This window comes from Gemmobacter denitrificans, assembly GCF_036964905.1.
Taxonomy (GTDB): Bacteria; Pseudomonadota; Alphaproteobacteria; order Rhodobacterales; family Rhodobacteraceae; genus Gemmobacter; species Gemmobacter denitrificans.
Genome location: NZ_JBALHR010000004.1, coordinates 338612 through 356690, shown reverse-complemented (window position 1 = coordinate 356690; position 18079 = coordinate 338612). Strand labels below are relative to the sequence as shown.

Here is an 18079-nt window from a genome sequence, read left to right as displayed (position 1 = left end):
AACCGGTGCTTTTGATTCAAATGCCATCGAACGGGGCACCGCCTCTTGCGCAGCTTTCGGGTCGCAGCCGGGCCGGGAATGGGGCAGGACTGTCGCAGGTGTCAAATCGGGGGGCAGGCGATGGGTCTGGCGGATTGGGGGCGGCTGATCGGGCTGTCGCTGTTATGGGGCGGATCGTTCTTCTTTGTCGAAATCGCGCTGACCGGCCTGCCTGCGCTGAGCGTGGTCTTTGGCCGGGTGGCGCTTGGCGCGCTGTGCCTGGCGGTGATGCTGGGCGGGCGGCTGCCGCGCGGCGCGGCAGTGTGGCGCGCGCTGGCGGTGATGGGGTTGCTGAACAATGTCATACCGTTCACGCTGTTCGCCTTTGCCCAGGGTGAAATCAGCGGTGCCCTTGCCGCGATCCTGAATGCGACAACGCCCTTGTGGACCGTGGTGGTGGCCCATCTTGCCGGGGCCGAGGCACTGACGGCGCGGCGCGTTGCGGGGATCGGCTTTGGATTTGCAGGCGTGGTGGTGATGGCGGGCGGCGGTGTCGGGACGGTTCCGGCATTCCTGGCCTGCCTTGCGGCAGCGCTGAGCTATGCGGTGGCCAGCATCTGGGGGCGGCGGCTGGCGGGCATGGGGCTGCAGCCCCTGCAGGCAGGGTTCGGGCAGGTGGCATCCTCGGCCATCCTGATCGCGCCGCTCTGGCTGGTGGTGGATCAGCCCTGGGTCTTGCCGATGCCGGGGCTGCCGGTCTGGGGCGCGCTGGCGGGGATTGCGCTTTTGTCCACTGCCTTGGCCTATGCGCTCTATTTCCGGCTGCTGGCCAGCGCGGGCGTGGTCAATCTGGCGCTGGTCACCTTTCTGATCCCGGTCTCCGCCGCCGCTTTGGGCGCGGTTTTTCTGGGCACGCGGCTGGGCCTGCCGCATGTTGCGGGTTTTGCGCTGATTGCGGTGGGGCTTTGGGCGGTGGTGCGGCGGTCAGCCAAAAACTGACCAACCCGTCGCCCGCGCGAGGCGTTCGACGGCGAGGGTGCCGAGTTGCGAATTGCCCTGCGCGTTCAGCCCCGGCGACCAGACGGCGATGGAGGCGCGGCCCGGTGCGATGACGAGGATGCCGCCGCCCACGCCGGATTTGCCGGGCAGGCCCACGCGATAGGCAAATTCGCCCGAACCGTCATAATGGCCGCAGGTCATCATCAGCGCATTGATGCGGCGGGTGCGGGCAGGCGCCACAAGGCGCGGCATGCCGGGCGCATTCATCAGAAAGCGTCCGGCACGGGCCAGTTGCCGCGCGCTCATCTCGATGGCGCATTGGTGGAAATAGGTGCCGCAGGTCGCCTCGGGCGGGCAGCGCAGATTGCCATGGGCGGCCATGAAATGCGCCAGCGCTAGGTTGCGGTGGCCATGCGCCAGTTCTGACGCGGCGACGGCCTTGTTGATGTGAATGTCATCCTCGCCCGCGGCCTCGCGCAGGAAGCGCAGGATTTCGCCCAACACCTCGCGCGGCTGGTGGCCTTGCAGGATGGCGTCGGTGACGACAAGGGCGCCCGCATTGATGAAGGGATTGCGGGGGATGCCCTTTTCGGATTCGAGCTGCACGACCGAGTTGAAGGCCAGCCCCGACGGTTCGCGCCCCACCCGCGACCAGAGCTGATCGCCCAGGCGGCCAAGGGCAAGCGCAAGGGTGAAGACCTTGCTGACCGACTGGATCGAGAAGGGCATCTCGGCCGCGCCGGTGGTGAAGGTTTGCCCATCGGCGGTGCAGACGGCCATGGCGAAATGATCGGTCGAGACGCGGGCCAGTTCGGGGATGTAATCGGCCACGCGCCCCCGGTCGGGGGCGGCCTGCATCTCGGCCCCGATCCGGTCGAGGATCGGTTGCAGGTCCATCAGGGCTTCCAGCGCAGGAAATTGGCAATGATGCGCAGGCCGGTGGCTTGCGATTTCTCGGGGTGGAACTGGGTGCCCACGATATTGCCCGCGCCGATGATGGCGGTCACATCGCCCGCGTAATCAACATGGGCGAGGCGTTCCGCCGGGTTGGCCACACGGACGGCATAGCTGTGCACGAAATAGGCGTGATCGCCGGTTTGCACGCCGTCGAGCAGCGGGTGCGGGTGGTCGATCACCAGATCGTTCCAGCCCATATGCGGCACTTTCAGCGTGGGGTCGGCGGGCGTGATGCGCGTCACCTCACCGCTGATCCAGTCGAAACCGGGGGTGTCTTCATATTCGCGGCCCCAGGTCGCCAGCATCTGCATGCCGACGCAGATGCCCATGAAGGGGCGGCCCTTGCTGCGGACGGCATCCGAGATCGCCTCGAACAGCCCGCCATATTCGCCAAGCGCGCGGCGGCAAGCCGGGAAGGCACCATCGCCGGGCAGCACGATTCGGTCGGCGCGGGCGACATCCTCGGGGCGGGATGTCACCAGAATATCGCCGGCGCCCACCTCCAGCGCCATGCGCTGAAAGGCTTTTTCGGCGGAATGCAGGTTGCCGCTGTCGTAATCAACCAGAACTGTCAGCATGGTTACAGCGCGCCCTTGGTGGAGGGGATGGCATCGGCCTTGCGCGGATCGGTTTCGACCGCCTGGCGCAAGGCGCGGGCCACGGCCTTGAAGGCGGCCTCGGCGATGTGGTGGCTGTTCACGCCATGCACCATGTCGATATGCAGGGTGATGCCGCCATGGGTGGAGAAGGCCTGAAAGAATTCGCGCACCAGCTCGGTATCGAAGGTGCCGATCTTCTGGGTCGGGAAGGGGACATTCCAGATCAGGAAGGGCCGGGCCGAAAGATCGAGCGCGCAGCGCACCTGCGCGTCATCCATCGGCAGGGTGCATTCGCCATAGCGGCGGATGCCCTTCTTGTCGCCCAGGGCCTGCGCCAGCGCCTGACCCAGCGCGATGCCCACATCTTCGACCGTGTGATGATCGTCGATATGCAGATCGCCCTTGCAGCGCACGGTCATGTCGATCAGCGAATGACGCGACAGCTGGTCGAGCATGTGATCAAAAAAGCCCACGCCCGTCGCCATGTCATAGGCGCCGCTGCCATCAAGGTTGATTGCAACCGCGATTTCGGTTTCGGCGGTGGTGCGGCGGATTTCGGCGCGGCGCATGGCATTCCCCGGATGGCTGCTGTCGCGCGCCTTATAGGCCGCTGTGCCGGGGGGGGCAACCGTCCTGCCGGAATGCAAAAGGCGGCCCCGCAGGACCGCCCTTTCTGCAATCTGGAGCGGGCGATGAGATTCGAACTCACGACCCTAACCTTGGCAAGGTTATGCTCTACCCCTGAGCTACGCCCGCGCTGCCAGATTTTCACCGAATTGGAGCGGGCGATGAGATTCGAACTCACGACCCTAACCTTGGCAAGGTTATGCTCTACCCCTGAGCTACGCCCGCCCCGTTTCGGTGAGCGGGGATTTAGGCGATGGTGCGCGTGGCCGCAAGCGGAAAAACACCCAAGGCTGCGAAAAAGTTGTCAGAAGGCGAAGGGTTGGCCCATGCTGCCGATCAGACCGCCCCCTGCCCCCGCCGAGCAACAAAGCTTCACCCCTGAGGATATGCCGGGAAAGGAGGCCTGACGCCGCGACACGGGCGGTTCTTGTGCTCAAAGTGAGAAAAGTGATACCCACAATCAACCCAAAGGAGTTAACGCCATGCCCCGCAGCGTCAGCCTTGCCGTGCTGCTCAGCCTGTTTTCCATGATTCCGGTTCAGGCAGGCGCCGTTACCGGCGAAACGGCTTGTCAGAACATGGTGTCAGACGGGCGCGACAATGGACTCGGCCTTGAAGGCTGCCATTGTGTTATGAAAGTGGCCGAAGCAACGCTTGACCCCGATGTATTGGCACTCCTGCTCGACTCCTGGTCCAACGGCACCAACAACCTGGCCGCATTGGAAACACTGCCAGACCCGGGACGGGTCGCTCTGCAATTTGCCAAGATGAAGAAAGCGTTGAAAGCAGATTGCCCGGCCATCAAGGGCTGATCAATGCACGCCGCTGCCCAGCCCGAGCCGCGGAATTTCGATCGCCGGGCACCGATTCTGCACAACCTGAATGCCGCGTGCTTCGGCCATCGCCGCCGCGCCCGCATGTTCGATGCCCAACTGCATCCAGACGGTTTTCAACCCCGGCAATGCAGCCAGCGCCTCTTCCACCACGGCCGGAACCTCTTCGCTGCGGCGGAAGATATCCACCATGTCCACAGCTTCGTCGATCTCTGACAGGCTGGCGCGCACGGTTTCGCCAAGGGCCTGCTGTCCGGCCTGCCCGGGGTTGACCGGGATCACCCGATAGCCTTGCGACTTCAGAAAGGCCGCAACACGATGGCTGGGCCGGTCAGCCTTGGGTGACCAGCCGACAAGGGCGATCACGCGGGTTTCCCCAAGAATGCGGCGCAGGTCGTCATCGGTCATTTGCGGCTCCGGTCACAAAAAAGCGCCCGGGCCAAAAGACCGGGCGCAAGGTGTGGAACGAGGGACAGTAAGAGAAAAGGACAGGAGTTCCGGGCCAGTCCTTGCCAGTTTGATATGGGGCGCGTTGAAAAAGCGTTAAAGTCATGGTCGCGGACTTGTGAACTCAGCGCTGGCTGACCGCGTAAAGCGCGACGGCAGCGGCATTGGAGACATTGAGCGAACCGAAATTCCCGGCATAGGGAATGCGCACCAGATGGTCGCAGGTTTCGCGGGTCTTTTCGCGCAGGCCCGGCCCTTCGGCCCCCATCACCAAGGCCAGTGGCCGGGTGCCCGCCTGCGCCACGGCCTGCGCAACCGTCAGTTCCGATTCGCCATCCAGCCCGATCAGGATATAGCCCATCTCGCGCAGTTCGATCATCGCATCGGCCAGATTGGCCACCCGCAGATAGGGCTGGCGTTCCAGCGCCCCGCTGGCCGTCTTGGCCAGCGCGCCGGTTTCGGGGGCCGAATGGTGACGCGGCGCGATCACGGCGCGGGCCCCGAACACCTCGGCCGACCGCAGCACCGCCCCCACATTATGCGGATCGGTAACCCGGTCCAGCAGCACGACCAGCGGTGCCCCGGCCCCGGAAATCGCCACATCGGCAAGCTTGCCCCAATCCAGCGGCTTGGCCTCCAGCGCGGCGCCTTGATGAACCGATCCTTCATCAATCGGCACGCTGAACTTGCGCGGATCGACAATTTCGGGCTCCATCCCCGCCTCGGCCACCGCATCGGCCAGCTTGTCGTAGGCGTTCTTGGTCAGCACCAGCCGCAGCTTGCGCCGACGCGGATTGAGCAGGGCATCGCGCACCGCATGCAGGCCGAACAGCCAGACAGTTTCCTTTTCCGCCGCCCGTTTGGCGCGTTCCTTGTCGATCACCCAGGCCGGTTTCTTGCCGTCGCCGCTCATCTTGGCACCCTCTCAGATATCGGCGGACAATGCGCCGGGCGGCGCGCAGGGTGCAAGCGAAAATCCTTCACTTTCCGCCTTGACGCCCCCGCCGCCCCCGGTTACATCCGCCGCCAGTGGGCGACGTGCTGCAAGGTGCGGCAGCGGACTGTAACTCCGCCGAGGCGACTCGTGCCTGGTTCGATTCCAGGGTCGCCCACCATCCTCATATTTTCTCCAAGAAAATCAATGCCCTGCGGGGCTGTTTTGTAAACCTATGGCGCTGGTTTTACAGTTTTTGTTCGCGCTTCTTGCTGCTCCAGAGCCGCGACCGCCCGTTCGGCAAGGTAGACGCGGTTCGCCGCTACGGTGTAACGGGTGACTTCGGCGAGCGTTTGGTAACCGCTGATAGCCATGATCTCATGCGCGCTGCACCCGGCTTCCGCGAGTCGGCGGCACGTCGCCTTGCGCAGCCCATGCGGCGAAAGCCCATCCGGCAACAGCCGCTTGCCGTCATCGTCGACCACGGCTTCCACAATCTTGCGGAACCAGTTGGTGAACCCTTCGGGAGTCATCGGCTTGCCGCGTTCCGACATGATGAAAGTCAGGTTGTCCTTGGGCAGAGCGTCCAGAGCCGCGCGAAGGTGCGGGTGAACGGGAATGCTGACTTCCTGCCCCGTTTTCTGTTGCACGATGGACAGGACGCCCGCCCGCACATGCTGACGCCCCATGCGCACCACGTCGCCGCGCCGCGGGCCCGTGTGGAGCAAGAGCGAAAACGCCAGATGCGCCCGGCTGCCCGCGCCATGATGCGCAAGAAAGGCGTCAATGTGTTCTTCTTCCCATGTGGTGAAACCTTCGGTGCGGTGGCGCAGTTTCTTGACGCTCGCAGTCGGATCATCGCGCCGCCAGCCCAGATCAATAGCATGGGCGATGAGGGTTCGCAGAAGGCGCAGAAGCCGGTTCGCTGCGTCGGGCGTTGTAGCCTTCCCTGCCATGATCTTCTGAATGTGCCGCTTTTCCAGATGCGCGACTCGCTTGTCCCCGTGTTCGGCGCGGAACCGTTCGAGGATGTTCCGAACCGCGCGCTTGGTGGAGTCGGCCATGCCGCTGTATTCCGCGCTGCGATAGTAGCTGGCAATCAAGGCTGCGATGCTGCCCTGCAGGGTCTGTTTCTTGCCGATCTCTGCCTTGTCGCCTTCCATCGCAGCCGCATATTCGGCCATGAATTGCGGGGACCAGGGCAGGCCCGGAAGGGCGCGGCGCGGGAAGCCGGGACGGCGGAAATACCATCGCGGCTTGCCGTGGAGGTCTATCATGCCCTGGCAATATTTCGGTGGTCGTCGGAGTTGTTGCATACAGTAAATCCCAATCGTTCGCGTCTGCGTCGACGCAGTCGGGATTGTCGGTCGACAAACGGTCGAATGCCAAGTCGACTTCGAACCGATCCCAGACGTTTCGAACGCCGATCCGCTTGGGGCGGGGCATCTGCCCCGCTTCAGCCATCTTGTCGAAAAGGGTTGTGCCAATGCCGATGTAGCCCGCAGCCTCACTGCGAGAGAGGCCACGCTTCGCGAGCATCTGCGTCATGGGGGAACGGGCTACGTCGGTCATCGGCTGCACCTCAGAAGCCCGAAAGCCGCACCTTAACGGTTCCGGTAGACGCCGCCGCAGCTTCCACTGCCACGCCTATTTTCGTGTTACCGGAAGCAGTGATGGTGGCAAGGTTGGAGCCGCTGGCCCAATAGATCGGCGCGCCAAGGGTCATGTTGTCAGCCGCCACCTTGGGCAGCGCCCATACCCCGGAAGTTTTCACGTCAACCGATGCGCCGGAAGCCGCGTCACCTTGAACAACGCCGATGATTGCGCCCGCGATGACCACACCACCAAAGGTTACCGCCGCGGGACTCGGGATGCCTGCGTTTCAGTGCAGGCATCGGCCCGAACCACCTACTCGCGAAGATCGCTGGGAAGCTCGAAAAGCCGAACGGGTTTCAGTGGCTATTTGCTGACAACATGCACGATCGCATTGCACATCTTGCCTTGGACGATTTGCCGGGCATATCGAGCGCGATGCGTGAGCGGCTACTACGCGCTGGCGTGCGGGATGTGACCGCGCTCTGCCAATTGGCCCGCGCGATATGGCGCAGCGTCGAGGGCGAGCGGTTCGTGCGGGCGCTGCAGTGCATGGACATACCACTGGTGCAGACCAAGCGCGGCGGCTACGGCAATTCGAAGGTGCTGGCCCCCGCCTTTCGACGGCCAACCGAGGCTTATCTGGTTTCGCGCTGGCTGATCGAGAAATCATCTGCCCGCCTGCGGCGTGATGACAGGGTGGCGGCCAATTTCTCCCTGTTTATCTCACCCATAGGGTGCCGCAGCTGGGGCCGATCCGTGAAATGTACCCCCAGCCAGGACACGGCCACTTTCCTGCGGATCAACCGCGCACTCTGGCGCGAGGCTTGGCCATCTGACGCCGGTGCGCCAGTCCGACGATCATTATGCGCTGACCGCCACCCTGCCCGATGGCTCTGGCCTCTCGGCCTGCATCAACGATCAGCACCAGCTGGTGGTTGTGCATGTGGCCGCACCCAAACCGATCTGTTCCAGGACCGGCAGGTCTTGCTCGATCCCGATATTCTGGATGCCTGCTTTGCTGAAAAGCTGGAACGGGATCGGCTGGCCAAACTGGCCGAAGGCTGGAAAGCCGTGGTCGCATTCACGGAATCCTATCCAAATCACAACGCGATCGATGATGCAGGCCGACCCATTAAACGCGAGACCATCGAACTGCCCGAGGCGGACCAGCAGGACCTCGATCGCCTTCGCGCGCTGGATGAACTGACTGATGAAGAACAGGAACGGCTTGACGATCTGGAAGCCCGCCGCATCGGCGACTACACCGATGAAGATAGAGCGCAGGCCACCGCGTTCATCTATGTCGATCGCGAAGGCGCACTGATCTTCTACGATGCCCGGGCGCCGCGCGAAAAGCCGCAAGGCGGTGATGATACTGGCAGCACCGTCGCCAATGCCGAAACCATCCCGTCCAGCCTGCGCGAAGACCTGCGCACCATTGCCACGCTGGCCCTGCAAACCGCGCTGCTGGACAAGCCGGAACTGGTGCTGGATCTGCTGGCCATGTGCTTTGACCCCGATCTGCCAGCGTGGGGCAGACCGCTGGCCTTGGACCCGGCCTATCAAAACATCACCCCGCAGAAGCCGGACGAAACCCGGATCGATGCCAGGTTGCAATCGGTCGAAGGCACGGGCCGGGGTGAACTGACGATCGATTTGCTGACCGACCTGCAGGCCGGATCGAAGAAAGACCGCAACGCCCGCATCACCGCCGCGCTGACCCGCACCTTTACCGTTGCCAATTCTGACTTTGGCCGCGCGCTGGCCAACATGCTGCAGGTCAACCCGCGCAAGGTCTGGAATCCGAGCGCTGAAAACTACTTCAAGCGCCTGCCCACCGGGCATCTGGATGGCATCTGGCAAGACCTTTGCCCGATGGAGGCAGCAGACCGCAACCGCTTCGCCGGGCTGAAGAAGGGCGAAAAGGCCAAGCTGCTGGAACAGCTTTTCCACGACACCGACTATCGGGAACGCCTTGGCCTGTCGCGCGAGGAAAACGCGCGCATTGACGCATGGCTGCCGCCCGAACTGGCCCAGGGCAAGGGGGCATCGGCATGACGATGACCAACGCAAGCTCCACACCGCGCCTGCCCAGCACCGCGACACCGATCAGGATCAGGGGCACAGTCTATCCGTCAATGGGCGCCGCAGCCCGCAGCCTCCGCGTCCACCTGACCACCGTCGCCCGCGCGCTCGATGCCGGGCGGCTGGAAAATGTCGGCCTCTATCGCAAGGCAGGCAAGGCCAGATCCTGCGTCGTGAACGGTATCGAATACCCGTCCATGATCAAGGCCGCCGAGGCCGTGGGGATGGACGCCGAAGTCTTCCGCCGCCGCTACCGCGAACAGGTCTTCAGCGGCGCATCGATCACCCACCCGACAAAGTGACCCCCAAGCGCGCCGGGGCAATGGCGCGCACCTCCCTGACCTGCCCCCGGCTGCGGCCGGGGGGCTTTTCCCCCGGAGCAACCGCATGACGCTTCACCGCCTGCCATCGCTACCCCGCGCCGCGATGCCTCCAGAGGCGCGCGAAACGCTGGATGCCATGACGACAGACCTGCTGATCGCCCTTGCGCGAGAGCAGGCATGGGCCGATCATCTGGCCGCAATGACACCAAGGAAGCAACCGTGACCCGCCGCGCCGCCGGATACAGCCGCTACAGCACAGACCTGCAGAACGAACGCTCGATCGAGGATCAGGAAGCCCTGATCCGTCGCTTTGCCGCGCTCAATGGTTTGACTCTGGGCACGCTCTATTCTGATGCGGCACAATCGGGGGCCTCGATCATCGGACGCGACGGCCTGTTGCGAATGCTGGCCGATGCTCAGGCGGGCAAGTTCGAGGTGCTGGTGGTCGAGGAGCTGGACCGCCTGTCGCGCGACATGGAAGATCTTGCCGGCATCCATAAACGGCTGACTTTTGCCGGGGTTGAAATCATCGCCGTGCATGAAGGCGTGGCATCCACCGTGACCGTGGGGCTGCGCGGGCTGGTTGGTCAGCTCTACCGCGAAGACAATGCCCGCAAGGTGCGGCGCGGCTTGGCGGGCAAGGTTGCACAGGGCCTGTCAGCCGGGGGCCGTGCCTATGGCTATCGGGCCGACCCTGCAAATCCCGGCCGACTTATCATCCAGGACGATGAGGCCACAGTGATCCGGCGCATCTTCGCGGAATTCGTCGGGGGAGCATCGCCGACTCAGATCGCAGCTGGGCTGAATGCAGATGGAATCCCGGCGCCACGATCCAGCAAATGGGCAGCCAGCACGATCTATGGCTGGGAACAGCGCCGATCCGGCATCCTGCGCAATGACCTCTACAGTGGCCGGATCGTCTGGAACAAGGCGCGCCTGATCAAGGACCCAGAAACCGGGCGCAGGGTGCAGCGTACCAATGACACATCCGAACATCGGATCAGCACCGCGCTTGACCTGCAGATCGTGCCGGAAGACCTATGGAAGCACGCACAGGAACGCATCGCACCCCGACCCGTCACACACCAAGAGCGTGCCCGCATGCGCCGCCAGGTGCGCCCCCTGTCTGGCCTGCTGCGGTGCGGTGCCTGCGGTTCCGGCATGTCGGCAAAGGGCAAAGACAAAAGCGGCCGCGTACGCATCGAATGCACCTGCCACTCCACCAGCCGCAGTTGCCCCGACCCGCACACGTTCTACCTCGATCGGATCGAGGCCATGGTGCTGCACCTTCTGGAACAGGAGCTGGCCCAGCCCCGCGCGCTGGAAATCTACGTCAACGCCTATAACGAAGCCCGGCGCGAATACTATGCCGGCGAAGCCAAGCGCAGGGCCGATCTGGAACGGAAGGTGGCGCGACTGGACGCAGAGGTCGGGCGCCTGTTGTCATTCATTGCACGGGGCATGGGGGATGTGGATCGAATCGCGGCTGAGTATGACCAGCGCTGCCGCGATCTGGCTGAGGCCAGGGCGGCCTTGGCGCTGGCCCCGCCGCCGCTGGATCTGGTTGCCCTGCACCCGCAAGCCGTGGCCGGATACCGCCGCGCCATTGCTGACCTGGCACCGATCATGGCCAGTGATGAATCGGCGTCACGCCTGCGCATTGCCGACCTACTGCGGCGCGTGATCAACACTGTGACCGTGCGCAGGGGCACCGGGCCCGGGCAAATCTCGATCGAGATTGACGGGACCTTGGCACACCTCATCAAGGTGCCCAGCACATCCGCATCTATGGTGGGGGGAACAGTGGTGGCGAGGGGGGGATTTGAACCCCCGACCCCGCGATTATGAGTCGCGTGCTCTAACCAACTGAGCTACCTAGCCACTGGCGCGGTAACTAAGCGCAGGCGTTGGAAGCGTCAAGCCGAAATCAGCAATTTTCTTCGCGCGGATGTGCGACACGCGGCCGGCCGGCGGCCGTGACCGTGACGCGTGCTTCGATGAACATGCGGCGGCCTTCGATCTCGGCTTCGCGCAGATCGCAACTGGCTTGCAAGGTTGTCTCTGCCGCGCCCGCACGCAGGGCACGGGCCTGCACTTCTGCGCCCAGGGCCGCTTCCAACGCGGCCAACGCCTGATCGCGATCCGCAAAAAGCTGATTGCCTTCGGGAAGATGCGCGACGAACCGGCCCTCGCCCGGGCTGGTCACCAGGCCGGACAGGCTTTGGCGCACCTGCCCGACTACGGCACCGATGGCATTGGCCACCCCGGCATGTTCCGGCAGGATCATCCGCGCCCCGATCGCCTGCCCCACCGCGCCATAATAAGAAGGGGCCGATGCGCCAAGCCCGATCACCGGCACCCCCAGCGTGATGCGGGCCTGAACGATGCCCCGATGATCGCGCAACCCTGCGCGCGTCAGAATGTGGCGGGCTAGCGCATCGGGGGCCTCGGCTGCAAAGGCCGGCTCTTCGCCAAAGGCCGCCTCCATCAGACAATCCACCGTCTGTGCCGTCAGCTGATCGACAATCATCTGCGCCAGTGCGGCGGGATCATTGGAAAACCGCTCGCCCCGCCCGGTGCGGCGACGGCCGAGCAGGCGCAGCGCCTTTTCGGCGGCCTCGCCATCCCAATCGGCCAGACGGCCCAGCACATGGCTGGCATCCGACGGCGTCACCCCGGCCAGCATCACCAGCCCGCGTGCCACCAGCCGATCCATCGCCGCCACTTCCAGCCGCGAGGTGATGGGCCGTGCCAATGGCATGGGTTCGGTGATGCGGGCCAGCAGCGCCGCTTCGCGTGCTGTCAGCCCGCCGGTCGAGCCCCCCATCGGCACCACGAAACGCCCGTCAAAATCACCCGCCACTTCGGTAGACAGCGCGCGATCCAGCGCGGCATGCACCATCTCGCGGTGATCCACCGCCAGAAGGGAAACCGGGATCATCCGCCTTGGCCCCAGACGCAGACCGCCTTCCAGCCCGGTCTGGATCAGATGCACCTCAGAGTCGCCACCCAGCCCGGTGGTGCGCATTGCCACCGCCTCGACCATGGTGCGAAAGCCCCCGACGCGCGCCCCTTCAGGGTCGATTTCGGGCAGGCCATCCTTCAACAGTGCCACATCGGTCGTGGTGCCCCCGATATCAGACACCAGCGCATCGGTTTCGCCGGTCAGCCAGCGCGCGCCCACGATGCTGGCGGCGGGGCCAGACAGGATCGTTTCGATCGGGCGTTCGCGCACCATGGCAGCCGAAATCAGCGCCCCGTCGCCCCGCACCACCATGAGCGGCGCATCAATCCCGACTGCCGCCAGATGGCGTTCGCATGCCGCCACCAGCCGGTCGATCATGCCGATCAGCCGCGCGTTCAACACCGCCGTCAGCGCCCGTTTCGGCCCGTTCAGATTGGCCGAAAGCTCGTGCGAACAGGTCACCGGCCGCCCGGTCACCCGCCGGATCGCCGCCCGTGCCGCCACTTCATGCGCCGGATTGCGGGTGGCAAAGCGTGCAGCCACCGCAAAGCCCATGACATCCGGGCCCAGCAGCGCCGCCTGCGACTCGAGCGCCGCCAGGTCCAGCGGCGCGGTTTCAGCGCCCGAATGTTCATGCCCGCCCGCCAACCGGATCACCGGATCGCCGCCCAAGGCCTCGGTCAGGCCGCCGCGTTCCAGATCGCTGTCATCAAAGCCGATGAAGACCAGCGCGACCCGCCCGCCCTGCCCTTCGACCAGCGCATTGGTGGCCAGCGTGGTGGACAGTGACACCATGGTCACCGCGGCGGGGGCCACGCCCGCCCCGGCCAGTGCGGCATCCACCGCCCGTCCGATGCCAAGCGCCAGATCGCCGCGCGTGGTCAGCGATTTGGCCTTGCCGATCACCTGTGCCGCCGCCTCGTCCACGATCACCGCATCGGTGTAGGTGCCGCCGGTATCGACCCCCAGAAAATAGCCCATGATCCGCCTTCCTGTTTCCTTCTGCCCCAGATAGGCCGGATCAGCGCCAAGATCAGCCCCCGCTGCGACCCGATCTGTCGCAGTCGCGCCCCCTCGCGCTTGCCGCCCATGCAGATTATGGTGCCCGCCAAACCGGGGGTTACCATGCAAAGCTTGCCACAGACACGCGATCTGGTGCTGATCGGCGGCGGTCATGCCCATGCGCTGGTGCTGCGCATGTGGGGCATGAACCCGCTGCCCGGTGCACGGCTGACCGTCATCAACCCAGGCCCGGTGGCCCCCTACACGGGCATGTTGCCGGGGCTGATTGCAGGCCATTACCGGCGCGACGAAATCATGATCGATCTTGTGGCGCTGGCCCGTTTCGCGGGCGCACGGGTCGTGCTGGATCGCGCCATCGGGATCGACCGTACGGCGGGGCGGGTGATCCTGCAGGATCGCGCCCCGATCCGCTATGACATTGCCTCGGTCGATATCGGCATCTCCTCCGATCTGCCGATGCTGCCGGGCTACGCCGAACATGGGGTGGCCGCCAAACCGCTCGGCGCCTATGCCGAGGCCTGGGCGGGTTTCGTCGCCCGCGCCCTGCCCGCGCCCCGGGTGGTGGTGATCGGCGCCGGAATCGGCGGGGTGGAACTGGCGCTGGCCTCGCAGTACCGGCTGGCCCAGACCGGCGCGGCCCCGCAGATCACGCTGATCGACCGGGGCACCGCGCTGCCGAATATCGGGCGCGGCGCGCAACAGGGGCTGCGGGCCGAACTCGCCCGGGCCGGGATCACGCTGATCGAAGGGGCCGAGGTGGCTGGCCTGACATCCGATGCCGTGCATCTGGCCGATGGGCGTGTGATCGGATCGGATTTCACCCTGTCCGTCGCCGGATCGCGTCCGCAGGGATGGTTGGCCGAGACGGGCCTGCATCTGACCGACGGGTTCCTGACCGTCTCGCCCCAATTGCAGACCAGCGATCCGGCAATCTTTGCCGCAGGCGATTGCGCCCATCTGGCCCATGCCCCGCGTCCCAAGGCCGGGGTCTTTGCCGTGCGCGAGGCCCCGGTGCTGCTGCACAATCTGCGCGTTGCTCTGGCCGAAAGTGGCCAGATGCGCGCCTATCAGCCGCAGCGTGATTACCTGAAACTGGTTTCGACCGGGCGGCGCAGTGCGCTGGCCGACAAGTTCGGGCTGCGGCTGTCCGCCCCGATCCTGTGGCGCTGGAAAGACCGGATAGATCGCAGTTTCATGGCCAAATTCCACCATTTGCCCCGGATGGTTGCGCCTGCGCTGCCCATGCCCGCCGCCGCAGGTCTGGCCGAGGCAGTGGGGCCAAAACCGCTTTGCGGCGGCTGTGGCGCCAAGGTGGGTTCAGGCGATCTGGCGCGCGCCTTGGCCAACCTGCCTGCCCCGCGCAACCCCGCCGTGCTGACCGGGCCGGGCGATGATGCCGCCGTGATCCGCCACGCCGACGGGTTTCAGGTGCTGACCACCGATCATCTGCGCAGCCTGACGCTGGATTGGGCGCTGATGGCGCGGATCGCGGCGCTGCATGCGCTTGGGGATGTCTGGGCCATGGGGGCCGATCCTGAAACCGCGCTGGCCCAGATCACCCTGCCACGCCTGTCGGCCCGCCTGCAGGCCGAAACCCTGCGCGACATCATGGAGGCCGCCGGCACCGCCTTTGCCGCCGCCGGGGCCGACATCGTCGGTGGCCATACCGCCATCGGCCCTGAACTGTCGATCGGCTTTACCGTCACCGGCACCGCCACACATATCCTGACCAAAGGCGGCGCGCGCCCGGGTGACCGGCTGATCCTGACCAAACCGCTGGGCACCGGCACCATCATGGCTGCCGAAATGGCCCGGATCGCGCCAGAGGGCCTGATGCTGGGCGAGGCGGTGGCCGCCTGCCTGACCAGCATGCTGCAAGACCCCGGTCCCGCCGCGCGCCTTCTGCGCGATCAGGCGACGGCGCTGACCGATATCACCGGTTTCGGTCTGGCAGGCCATCTGTGGGAAATCTGCGCAGCCTCCGGCACCGCCGCACGCCTGTCTCTGGCGGCGCTGCCGCTTTTGCCCGGGGCAGCCAGCCTTGCCGCGCGCGGTGTGGCCTCCAGCATCGCACCCGCCAATCGCGCCGCACTGATCGGCCATTTGCACAGCGCCGACAGCCCGGCCAGCGCGCTGCTGTTTGACCCCCAGACCTGCGGCGGGTTTCTGGCTTGCGTGCCCGCAGCACAATCCGACCACACGCTGACCGCGCTTCAAGCCCTGGGCGGTCCCGCCGCGATCATCGGTGAAATGACCGAAGGCCCGCCCCGCATCACCGCCGGTTGATCCTTTATCTTGGCAAACAGATCCCCGCCGAAGGCACCTGCCGCTTCAGCCGCGCAACTGCCCGGCAATCTCGCGCGCCAGTGCCGCCACACCCGTCGTTGACAGGTCTTGCGTCTCGATCCGGGTGACCGGGACTTCCATCCGCGCCCGGTGCTTGGCATAGCGCGGGTCATAGTGATGCGCCATCAAGCTGTCGGCCAGCGTGGCAAAGGCCCCCGCCCACGCCATGGCCTGCCATTCCGCAATCCGCTCGGCCGGGTGCAAGGGGCGCAGCAGGCCAACCACCGCCGCCAATCGCGCCGGATCAGCCAGAAGATCGGCATAGGCGCGGGTCAGATAGGCCGCCCGCTCCGGCCTTGGGGCCGCGATTTCAATCCGGGGCGCAGCGACCATCGCCCGCCACAGCCGCGGCGGCAGGCGGCAATTCCCGACCTTGGAACTTTCGGCCTCCACCACCACGGGCCGCGCCGGGTCCAGCCGGGCCAGCGCCAGCGCCAGCGCCCCTTCAAAGGCCTTTTGCGACGGCTGCCCGCCTTCGACAGCCCCGAACAGCGATCCGCGATGCCGGGCCAATCCTTCCAGATCGATCACCTGCATGCCAAGGGCCGCCAGTTCCGCCAGAACGGCCGTCTTGGCCGAACCGGTATTGCCATCCAGCACCACCAGCGGGCTGGGCACCGGCAGATCATAGACCTGCGTCACCACAAGCCGCCGCCAAGTCTTGTAGCCGCCCTCGACCACATCGGCGCGCCAGCCCACACTTTTCAGGATGGTGGCGAATGACCCCGACCGCATGCCGCCGCGCCAGCAATAGACCAGCGGCATCCAGCCCCCGTCCATCGCGGCCAAAGGGCCTTCCAGATGGGCAGCAGCATTGCGGGCCACCAGCGCGCCCCCCACCTTGCGCGCCTTGAACGGGCTTTCCTGCTTGTAGATCGTGCCGACGCGTGCGCGTTCCTCATTGTCCAGCACCGGAAGGCTGATCGCGCCCGGCATATGGTCCTCTGCCCATTCGGCGGGAGAGCGCACGTCGATGATGGTGTCGAAGCCGAGGCTGTCGAATTGGCGGAGCGAGGAGAGTGTGATGGCCATGCCGGCACCCTATCGCTGCCTGCACCGGGATTCAAACCCTTCGCGCCGGTCACATCAACCCGCGCGCCTTCAGCACGATCAGGACCAGCGCGGCCAGCACCACAAGACCAAAGGCCACCTGTGCCACGAAGGCCGCCAGCATCCCCTTGCGCCGCGCCGCAGCCCCAAGCGGGGACAGATGCCGCACGCAGATGTCGTAATCCTCGGCCACGGCGCCTTCGTCGATCTGCAGCAACAGCTTGGGATTTTGCGACCGATGCGCGGCATCGGCCAGCCGTTCTGCGGCAGCGCGCACCTTCCGGGGCAGTTTGCCGCCCCCCCGGCGCAGTTTTTCGGCAAGACCCGTGCCACGGATGCGCAGCCGGTCTTCCATCAGACCCGCCACACGGTCGGCCATCTGCTGAATCGTGATCGCGCCCATTGCCCTGCCCTGAACTGCTCGGTTCTGCCTTGTGCTGCACACAGCGGTGCAGCCGGTCTTTCGGCGCAGCTTACGCGCGGGCAAGGCGCGGGGCAACATCCATTGCCTAGCGCTGTTCCGTGCCGCGCAGCCGGCGTTCCAGCTGTCGCAGTGCCAGCGACAGGCCGACCGTCAGCGTCAGATAGATCAGGGCGGCACTGTTATAGGTTTCGAAATAGCGGAAATTGCCGGCCGATGTGACCTTGGCCAACTGGGTTACATCCGCAACCCCCAGCACCGATACCAGCGAGCTGTCCTTCACCATGGCCACGAAATCATTGCCCAAGGGCGGCAGGATGGTGCGGAAGGCCTGCGGAAAGACAATCAGCCGGAACCGTTGCCAGGGTGACAGGCCAAGCGCCATGGCCGCCTCGATCTGGCCGCGATCGACCGAGGCCAGACCGGCGCGGAACACTTCGGCCAGAAAGGCCGAATAGGCGATGGTCAGCGCGATCACGGCCCGCCACAGCAAGGAAACATCGCGCGCCTTCACCTCGGGCAGGCCCGCGCTGTTCCACAGCCAGACGGCCGCAGGGGTAGCCGCAAAGGCGACATAGAGCAGCAACACGATGATCGGAACGCCGCGCACCACCTCGACATAAAGCCGGACCGCCTGCCGGATCAGCAGATGGCGCGACCCCGCCGCGACCGCCAGCACAAGCCCAAGGCTGGCAGCGGCAACAAAGGCCACCGCGGTCACCATCAGCGTGATGCCGATGCCCTTCGACAGCTTTCCCATGATCTGGGCATAGACCGGGCTGGCCCAGACTTCGTAAAACAGCCAAAGGCCCGCCGCGCAAAGCACGACGAGCCACCATGGGAAATCCTTGTCCGGCGGGCCGGAAGTCATAAGCAGGCCAATCCGGTATCTTTC

The 18079-nt window shown here is 65.4% G+C and carries 18 protein-coding genes and 4 tRNA genes; 8 read left to right on the top strand and 14 right to left on the bottom strand.

The genetic code is table 11. The features are described 5' to 3' along the window. Positions 1-120: 120 nt before the first annotated feature. On the top strand, positions 121-978 hold the full coding sequence (locus tag V6590_RS09875; protein WP_335422409.1) for a DMT family transporter: 858 nt from the start codon (positions 121-123) through the stop codon (positions 976-978). On the opposite strand, the gene V6590_RS09870 is transcribed toward V6590_RS09875, so the two are convergent. From V6590_RS09870 to V6590_RS09850, 5 genes are all read right to left on the bottom strand, one after another. After that, positions 964-1875, bottom strand: coding sequence for a glutaminase (locus V6590_RS09870; protein ID WP_335422407.1), 912 nt, complete (start codon positions 1873-1875; stop codon positions 964-966). The genes V6590_RS09875 and V6590_RS09870 overlap by 15 nt on opposite strands. After that, entirely contained in the window at positions 1875-2513 is a 639-nt protein-coding gene (hisH, locus tag V6590_RS09865; RefSeq protein WP_335422405.1) for an imidazole glycerol phosphate synthase subunit HisH, read from the bottom strand. Before hisH ends, V6590_RS09870 begins: the two co-directional genes overlap by 1 nt. A gap of 2 nt (positions 2514-2515) precedes the next feature. Beyond that, positions 2516-3103: an imidazoleglycerol-phosphate dehydratase HisB gene (gene hisB / locus V6590_RS09860; protein WP_335422403.1), complete on the bottom strand. Its 588-nt coding sequence runs from the start codon at positions 3101-3103 to the stop codon at positions 2516-2518. Positions 3104-3215: 112 nt separating this feature from the next. Next, positions 3216-3290: transfer RNA gene (locus V6590_RS09855), tRNA-Gly, on the bottom strand. A gap of 21 nt (positions 3291-3311) precedes the next feature. Next, positions 3312-3386 (bottom strand) — tRNA-Gly (locus V6590_RS09850). Between the two features lie 257 nt (positions 3387-3643). Between V6590_RS09850 and V6590_RS09845 the strand changes: the two genes are divergently transcribed. After that, positions 3644-3973, top strand: coding sequence for a hypothetical protein (locus V6590_RS09845; protein ID WP_335422401.1), 330 nt, complete (start codon positions 3644-3646; stop codon positions 3971-3973). Here the strand turns inward: V6590_RS09845 and V6590_RS09840 are convergent, their stop codons facing one another. After that, entirely contained in the window at positions 3974-4402 is a 429-nt protein-coding gene (locus tag V6590_RS09840; RefSeq protein WP_335422399.1) for a CoA-binding protein, read from the bottom strand. A gap of 163 nt (positions 4403-4565) precedes the next feature. Then, positions 4566-5354: a 23S rRNA (guanosine(2251)-2'-O)-methyltransferase RlmB gene (rlmB, locus tag V6590_RS09835; RefSeq protein ID WP_335422397.1), complete on the bottom strand. Its 789-nt coding sequence runs from the start codon at positions 5352-5354 to the stop codon at positions 4566-4568. A gap of 118 nt (positions 5355-5472) precedes the next feature. Between rlmB and V6590_RS09830 the strand changes: the two genes are divergently transcribed. Then, a tRNA-Tyr gene (locus tag V6590_RS09830) sits at positions 5473-5556 on the top strand. A 52-nt stretch (positions 5557-5608) separates the two neighbouring features. Here the strand turns inward: V6590_RS09830 and V6590_RS09825 are convergent. After that, positions 5609-6652: a tyrosine-type recombinase/integrase gene (locus tag V6590_RS09825; protein ID WP_335422395.1), complete on the bottom strand. Its 1044-nt coding sequence runs from the start codon at positions 6650-6652 to the stop codon at positions 5609-5611. Between the two features lie 305 nt (positions 6653-6957). Beyond that, complete coding sequence (locus V6590_RS09820; protein WP_335422523.1) at positions 6958-7248, bottom strand: DUF2190 family protein; 291 nt, start codon at positions 7246-7248, stop codon at positions 6958-6960. 158 nt (positions 7249-7406) lie between these two features. On the opposite strand from V6590_RS09820, the gene V6590_RS09815 reads away from it, so the two are divergent. The 4 genes from V6590_RS09815 (at position 7407) to V6590_RS20880 (ending at position 11227) form a co-directional block, all read left to right on the top strand. Continuing rightward, complete coding sequence (locus tag V6590_RS09815; protein WP_335422393.1) at positions 7407-9029, top strand: DinB/UmuC family translesion DNA polymerase; 1623 nt, start codon at positions 7407-7409, stop codon at positions 9027-9029. Then, positions 9026-9358, top strand: a complete 333-nt coding sequence (locus tag V6590_RS09810) for a hypothetical protein (RefSeq protein WP_335422391.1) — start codon at positions 9026-9028, stop codon at positions 9356-9358. Before V6590_RS09815 ends, V6590_RS09810 begins: the two co-directional genes overlap by 4 nt. An 85-nt stretch (positions 9359-9443) precedes the next feature. After that, positions 9444-9602 (top strand): hypothetical protein, encoded by a 159-nt coding sequence (locus V6590_RS09805; protein ID WP_335422389.1) that lies wholly within the window; start codon positions 9444-9446, stop codon positions 9600-9602. After that, positions 9557-11227: a recombinase family protein gene (locus tag V6590_RS20880; protein ID WP_350339894.1), complete on the top strand. Its 1671-nt coding sequence runs from the start codon at positions 9557-9559 to the stop codon at positions 11225-11227. Before V6590_RS09805 ends, V6590_RS20880 begins: the two co-directional genes overlap by 46 nt. Here V6590_RS20880 and V6590_RS09795 read toward each other — a convergent pair. Together V6590_RS09795 and V6590_RS09790 are read right to left on the bottom strand one after the other, a co-directional pair. Next, positions 11184-11260, bottom strand: a tRNA-Met gene (locus tag V6590_RS09795). The two genes, V6590_RS20880 and V6590_RS09795, sit on opposite strands and share 44 nt — an antisense overlap. Positions 11261-11306: 46 nt before the next feature. Continuing rightward, complete coding sequence (locus V6590_RS09790) at positions 11307-13325, bottom strand: hydantoinase/oxoprolinase N-terminal domain-containing protein (RefSeq protein ID WP_335422385.1); 2019 nt, start codon at positions 13323-13325, stop codon at positions 11307-11309. Positions 13326-13469: 144 nt separating this feature from the next. Between V6590_RS09790 and selD the strand changes: the two genes are divergently transcribed. Next, positions 13470-15653: a selenide, water dikinase SelD gene (selD, locus tag V6590_RS09785; protein WP_335422383.1), complete on the top strand. Its 2184-nt coding sequence runs from the start codon at positions 13470-13472 to the stop codon at positions 15651-15653. A gap of 45 nt (positions 15654-15698) precedes the next feature. Here selD and mnmH read toward each other — a convergent pair whose 3' ends face one another. The 3 genes from mnmH to V6590_RS09770 all read right to left on the bottom strand — a co-directional run bounded on the left by mnmH (position 15699) and on the right by V6590_RS09770 (position 18055). Continuing rightward, positions 15699-16745, bottom strand: coding sequence for a tRNA 2-selenouridine(34) synthase MnmH (mnmH, locus tag V6590_RS09780; RefSeq protein WP_335422381.1), 1047 nt, complete (start codon positions 16743-16745; stop codon positions 15699-15701). 49 nt (positions 16746-16794) lie between these two features. Beyond that, positions 16795-17166 carry a hypothetical protein gene (locus V6590_RS09775; protein WP_335422379.1) on the bottom strand — a complete coding sequence of 124 codons (372 nt, stop codon included), beginning with the start codon at positions 17164-17166 and terminating at the stop codon, positions 16795-16797. Positions 17167-17272: 106 nt separating this feature from the next. Continuing rightward, the gene (locus V6590_RS09770; RefSeq protein WP_335422377.1) at positions 17273-18055 is read right to left on the bottom strand and encodes an amino acid ABC transporter permease; all 783 of its coding nucleotides are present in this window, start codon (positions 18053-18055) and stop codon (positions 17273-17275) included. Positions 18056-18079: the final 24 nt, after the last annotated feature.

Coding starts and splice junctions, on each gene's coding strand:
- V6590_RS09815 (WP_335422393.1), top strand. CDS start 7,407: ATGCGTGAGCGGCTACTACGCGCTGGCGTGCGGGATGTGACCGCGCTC.
- hisH (WP_335422405.1), bottom strand. CDS start 2,513: ATGCTGACAGTTCTGGTTGATTACGACAGCGGCAACCTGCATTCCGCC.
- V6590_RS09845 (WP_335422401.1), top strand. CDS start 3,644: ATGCCCCGCAGCGTCAGCCTTGCCGTGCTGCTCAGCCTGTTTTCCATG.
- V6590_RS09825 (WP_335422395.1), bottom strand. CDS start 6,652: ATGATAGACCTCCACGGCAAGCCGCGATGGTATTTCCGCCGTCCCGGC.
- selD (WP_335422383.1), top strand. CDS start 13,470: ATGCAAAGCTTGCCACAGACACGCGATCTGGTGCTGATCGGCGGCGGT.
- V6590_RS09770 (WP_335422377.1), bottom strand. CDS start 18,055: ATGACTTCCGGCCCGCCGGACAAGGATTTCCCATGGTGGCTCGTCGTG.
- V6590_RS09875 (WP_335422409.1), top strand. CDS start 121: ATGGGTCTGGCGGATTGGGGGCGGCTGATCGGGCTGTCGCTGTTATGG.
- V6590_RS09805 (WP_335422389.1), top strand. CDS start 9,444: ATGACGCTTCACCGCCTGCCATCGCTACCCCGCGCCGCGATGCCTCCA.
- V6590_RS09840 (WP_335422399.1), bottom strand. CDS start 4,402: ATGACCGATGACGACCTGCGCCGCATTCTTGGGGAAACCCGCGTGATC.
- V6590_RS09810 (WP_335422391.1), top strand. CDS start 9,026: ATGACGATGACCAACGCAAGCTCCACACCGCGCCTGCCCAGCACCGCG.
- hisB (WP_335422403.1), bottom strand. CDS start 3,103: ATGCGCCGCGCCGAAATCCGCCGCACCACCGCCGAAACCGAAATCGCG.
- V6590_RS20880 (WP_350339894.1), top strand. CDS start 9,557: ATGGGCCGATCATCTGGCCGCAATGACACCAAGGAAGCAACCGTGACC.
- rlmB (WP_335422397.1), bottom strand. CDS start 5,354: ATGAGCGGCGACGGCAAGAAACCGGCCTGGGTGATCGACAAGGAACGC.
- V6590_RS09870 (WP_335422407.1), bottom strand. CDS start 1,875: ATGGACCTGCAACCGATCCTCGACCGGATCGGGGCCGAGATGCAGGCC.
- V6590_RS09790 (WP_335422385.1), bottom strand. CDS start 13,325: ATGGGCTATTTTCTGGGGGTCGATACCGGCGGCACCTACACCGATGCG.
- mnmH (WP_335422381.1), bottom strand. CDS start 16,745: ATGGCCATCACACTCTCCTCGCTCCGCCAATTCGACAGCCTCGGCTTC.
- V6590_RS09775 (WP_335422379.1), bottom strand. CDS start 17,166: ATGGGCGCGATCACGATTCAGCAGATGGCCGACCGTGTGGCGGGTCTG.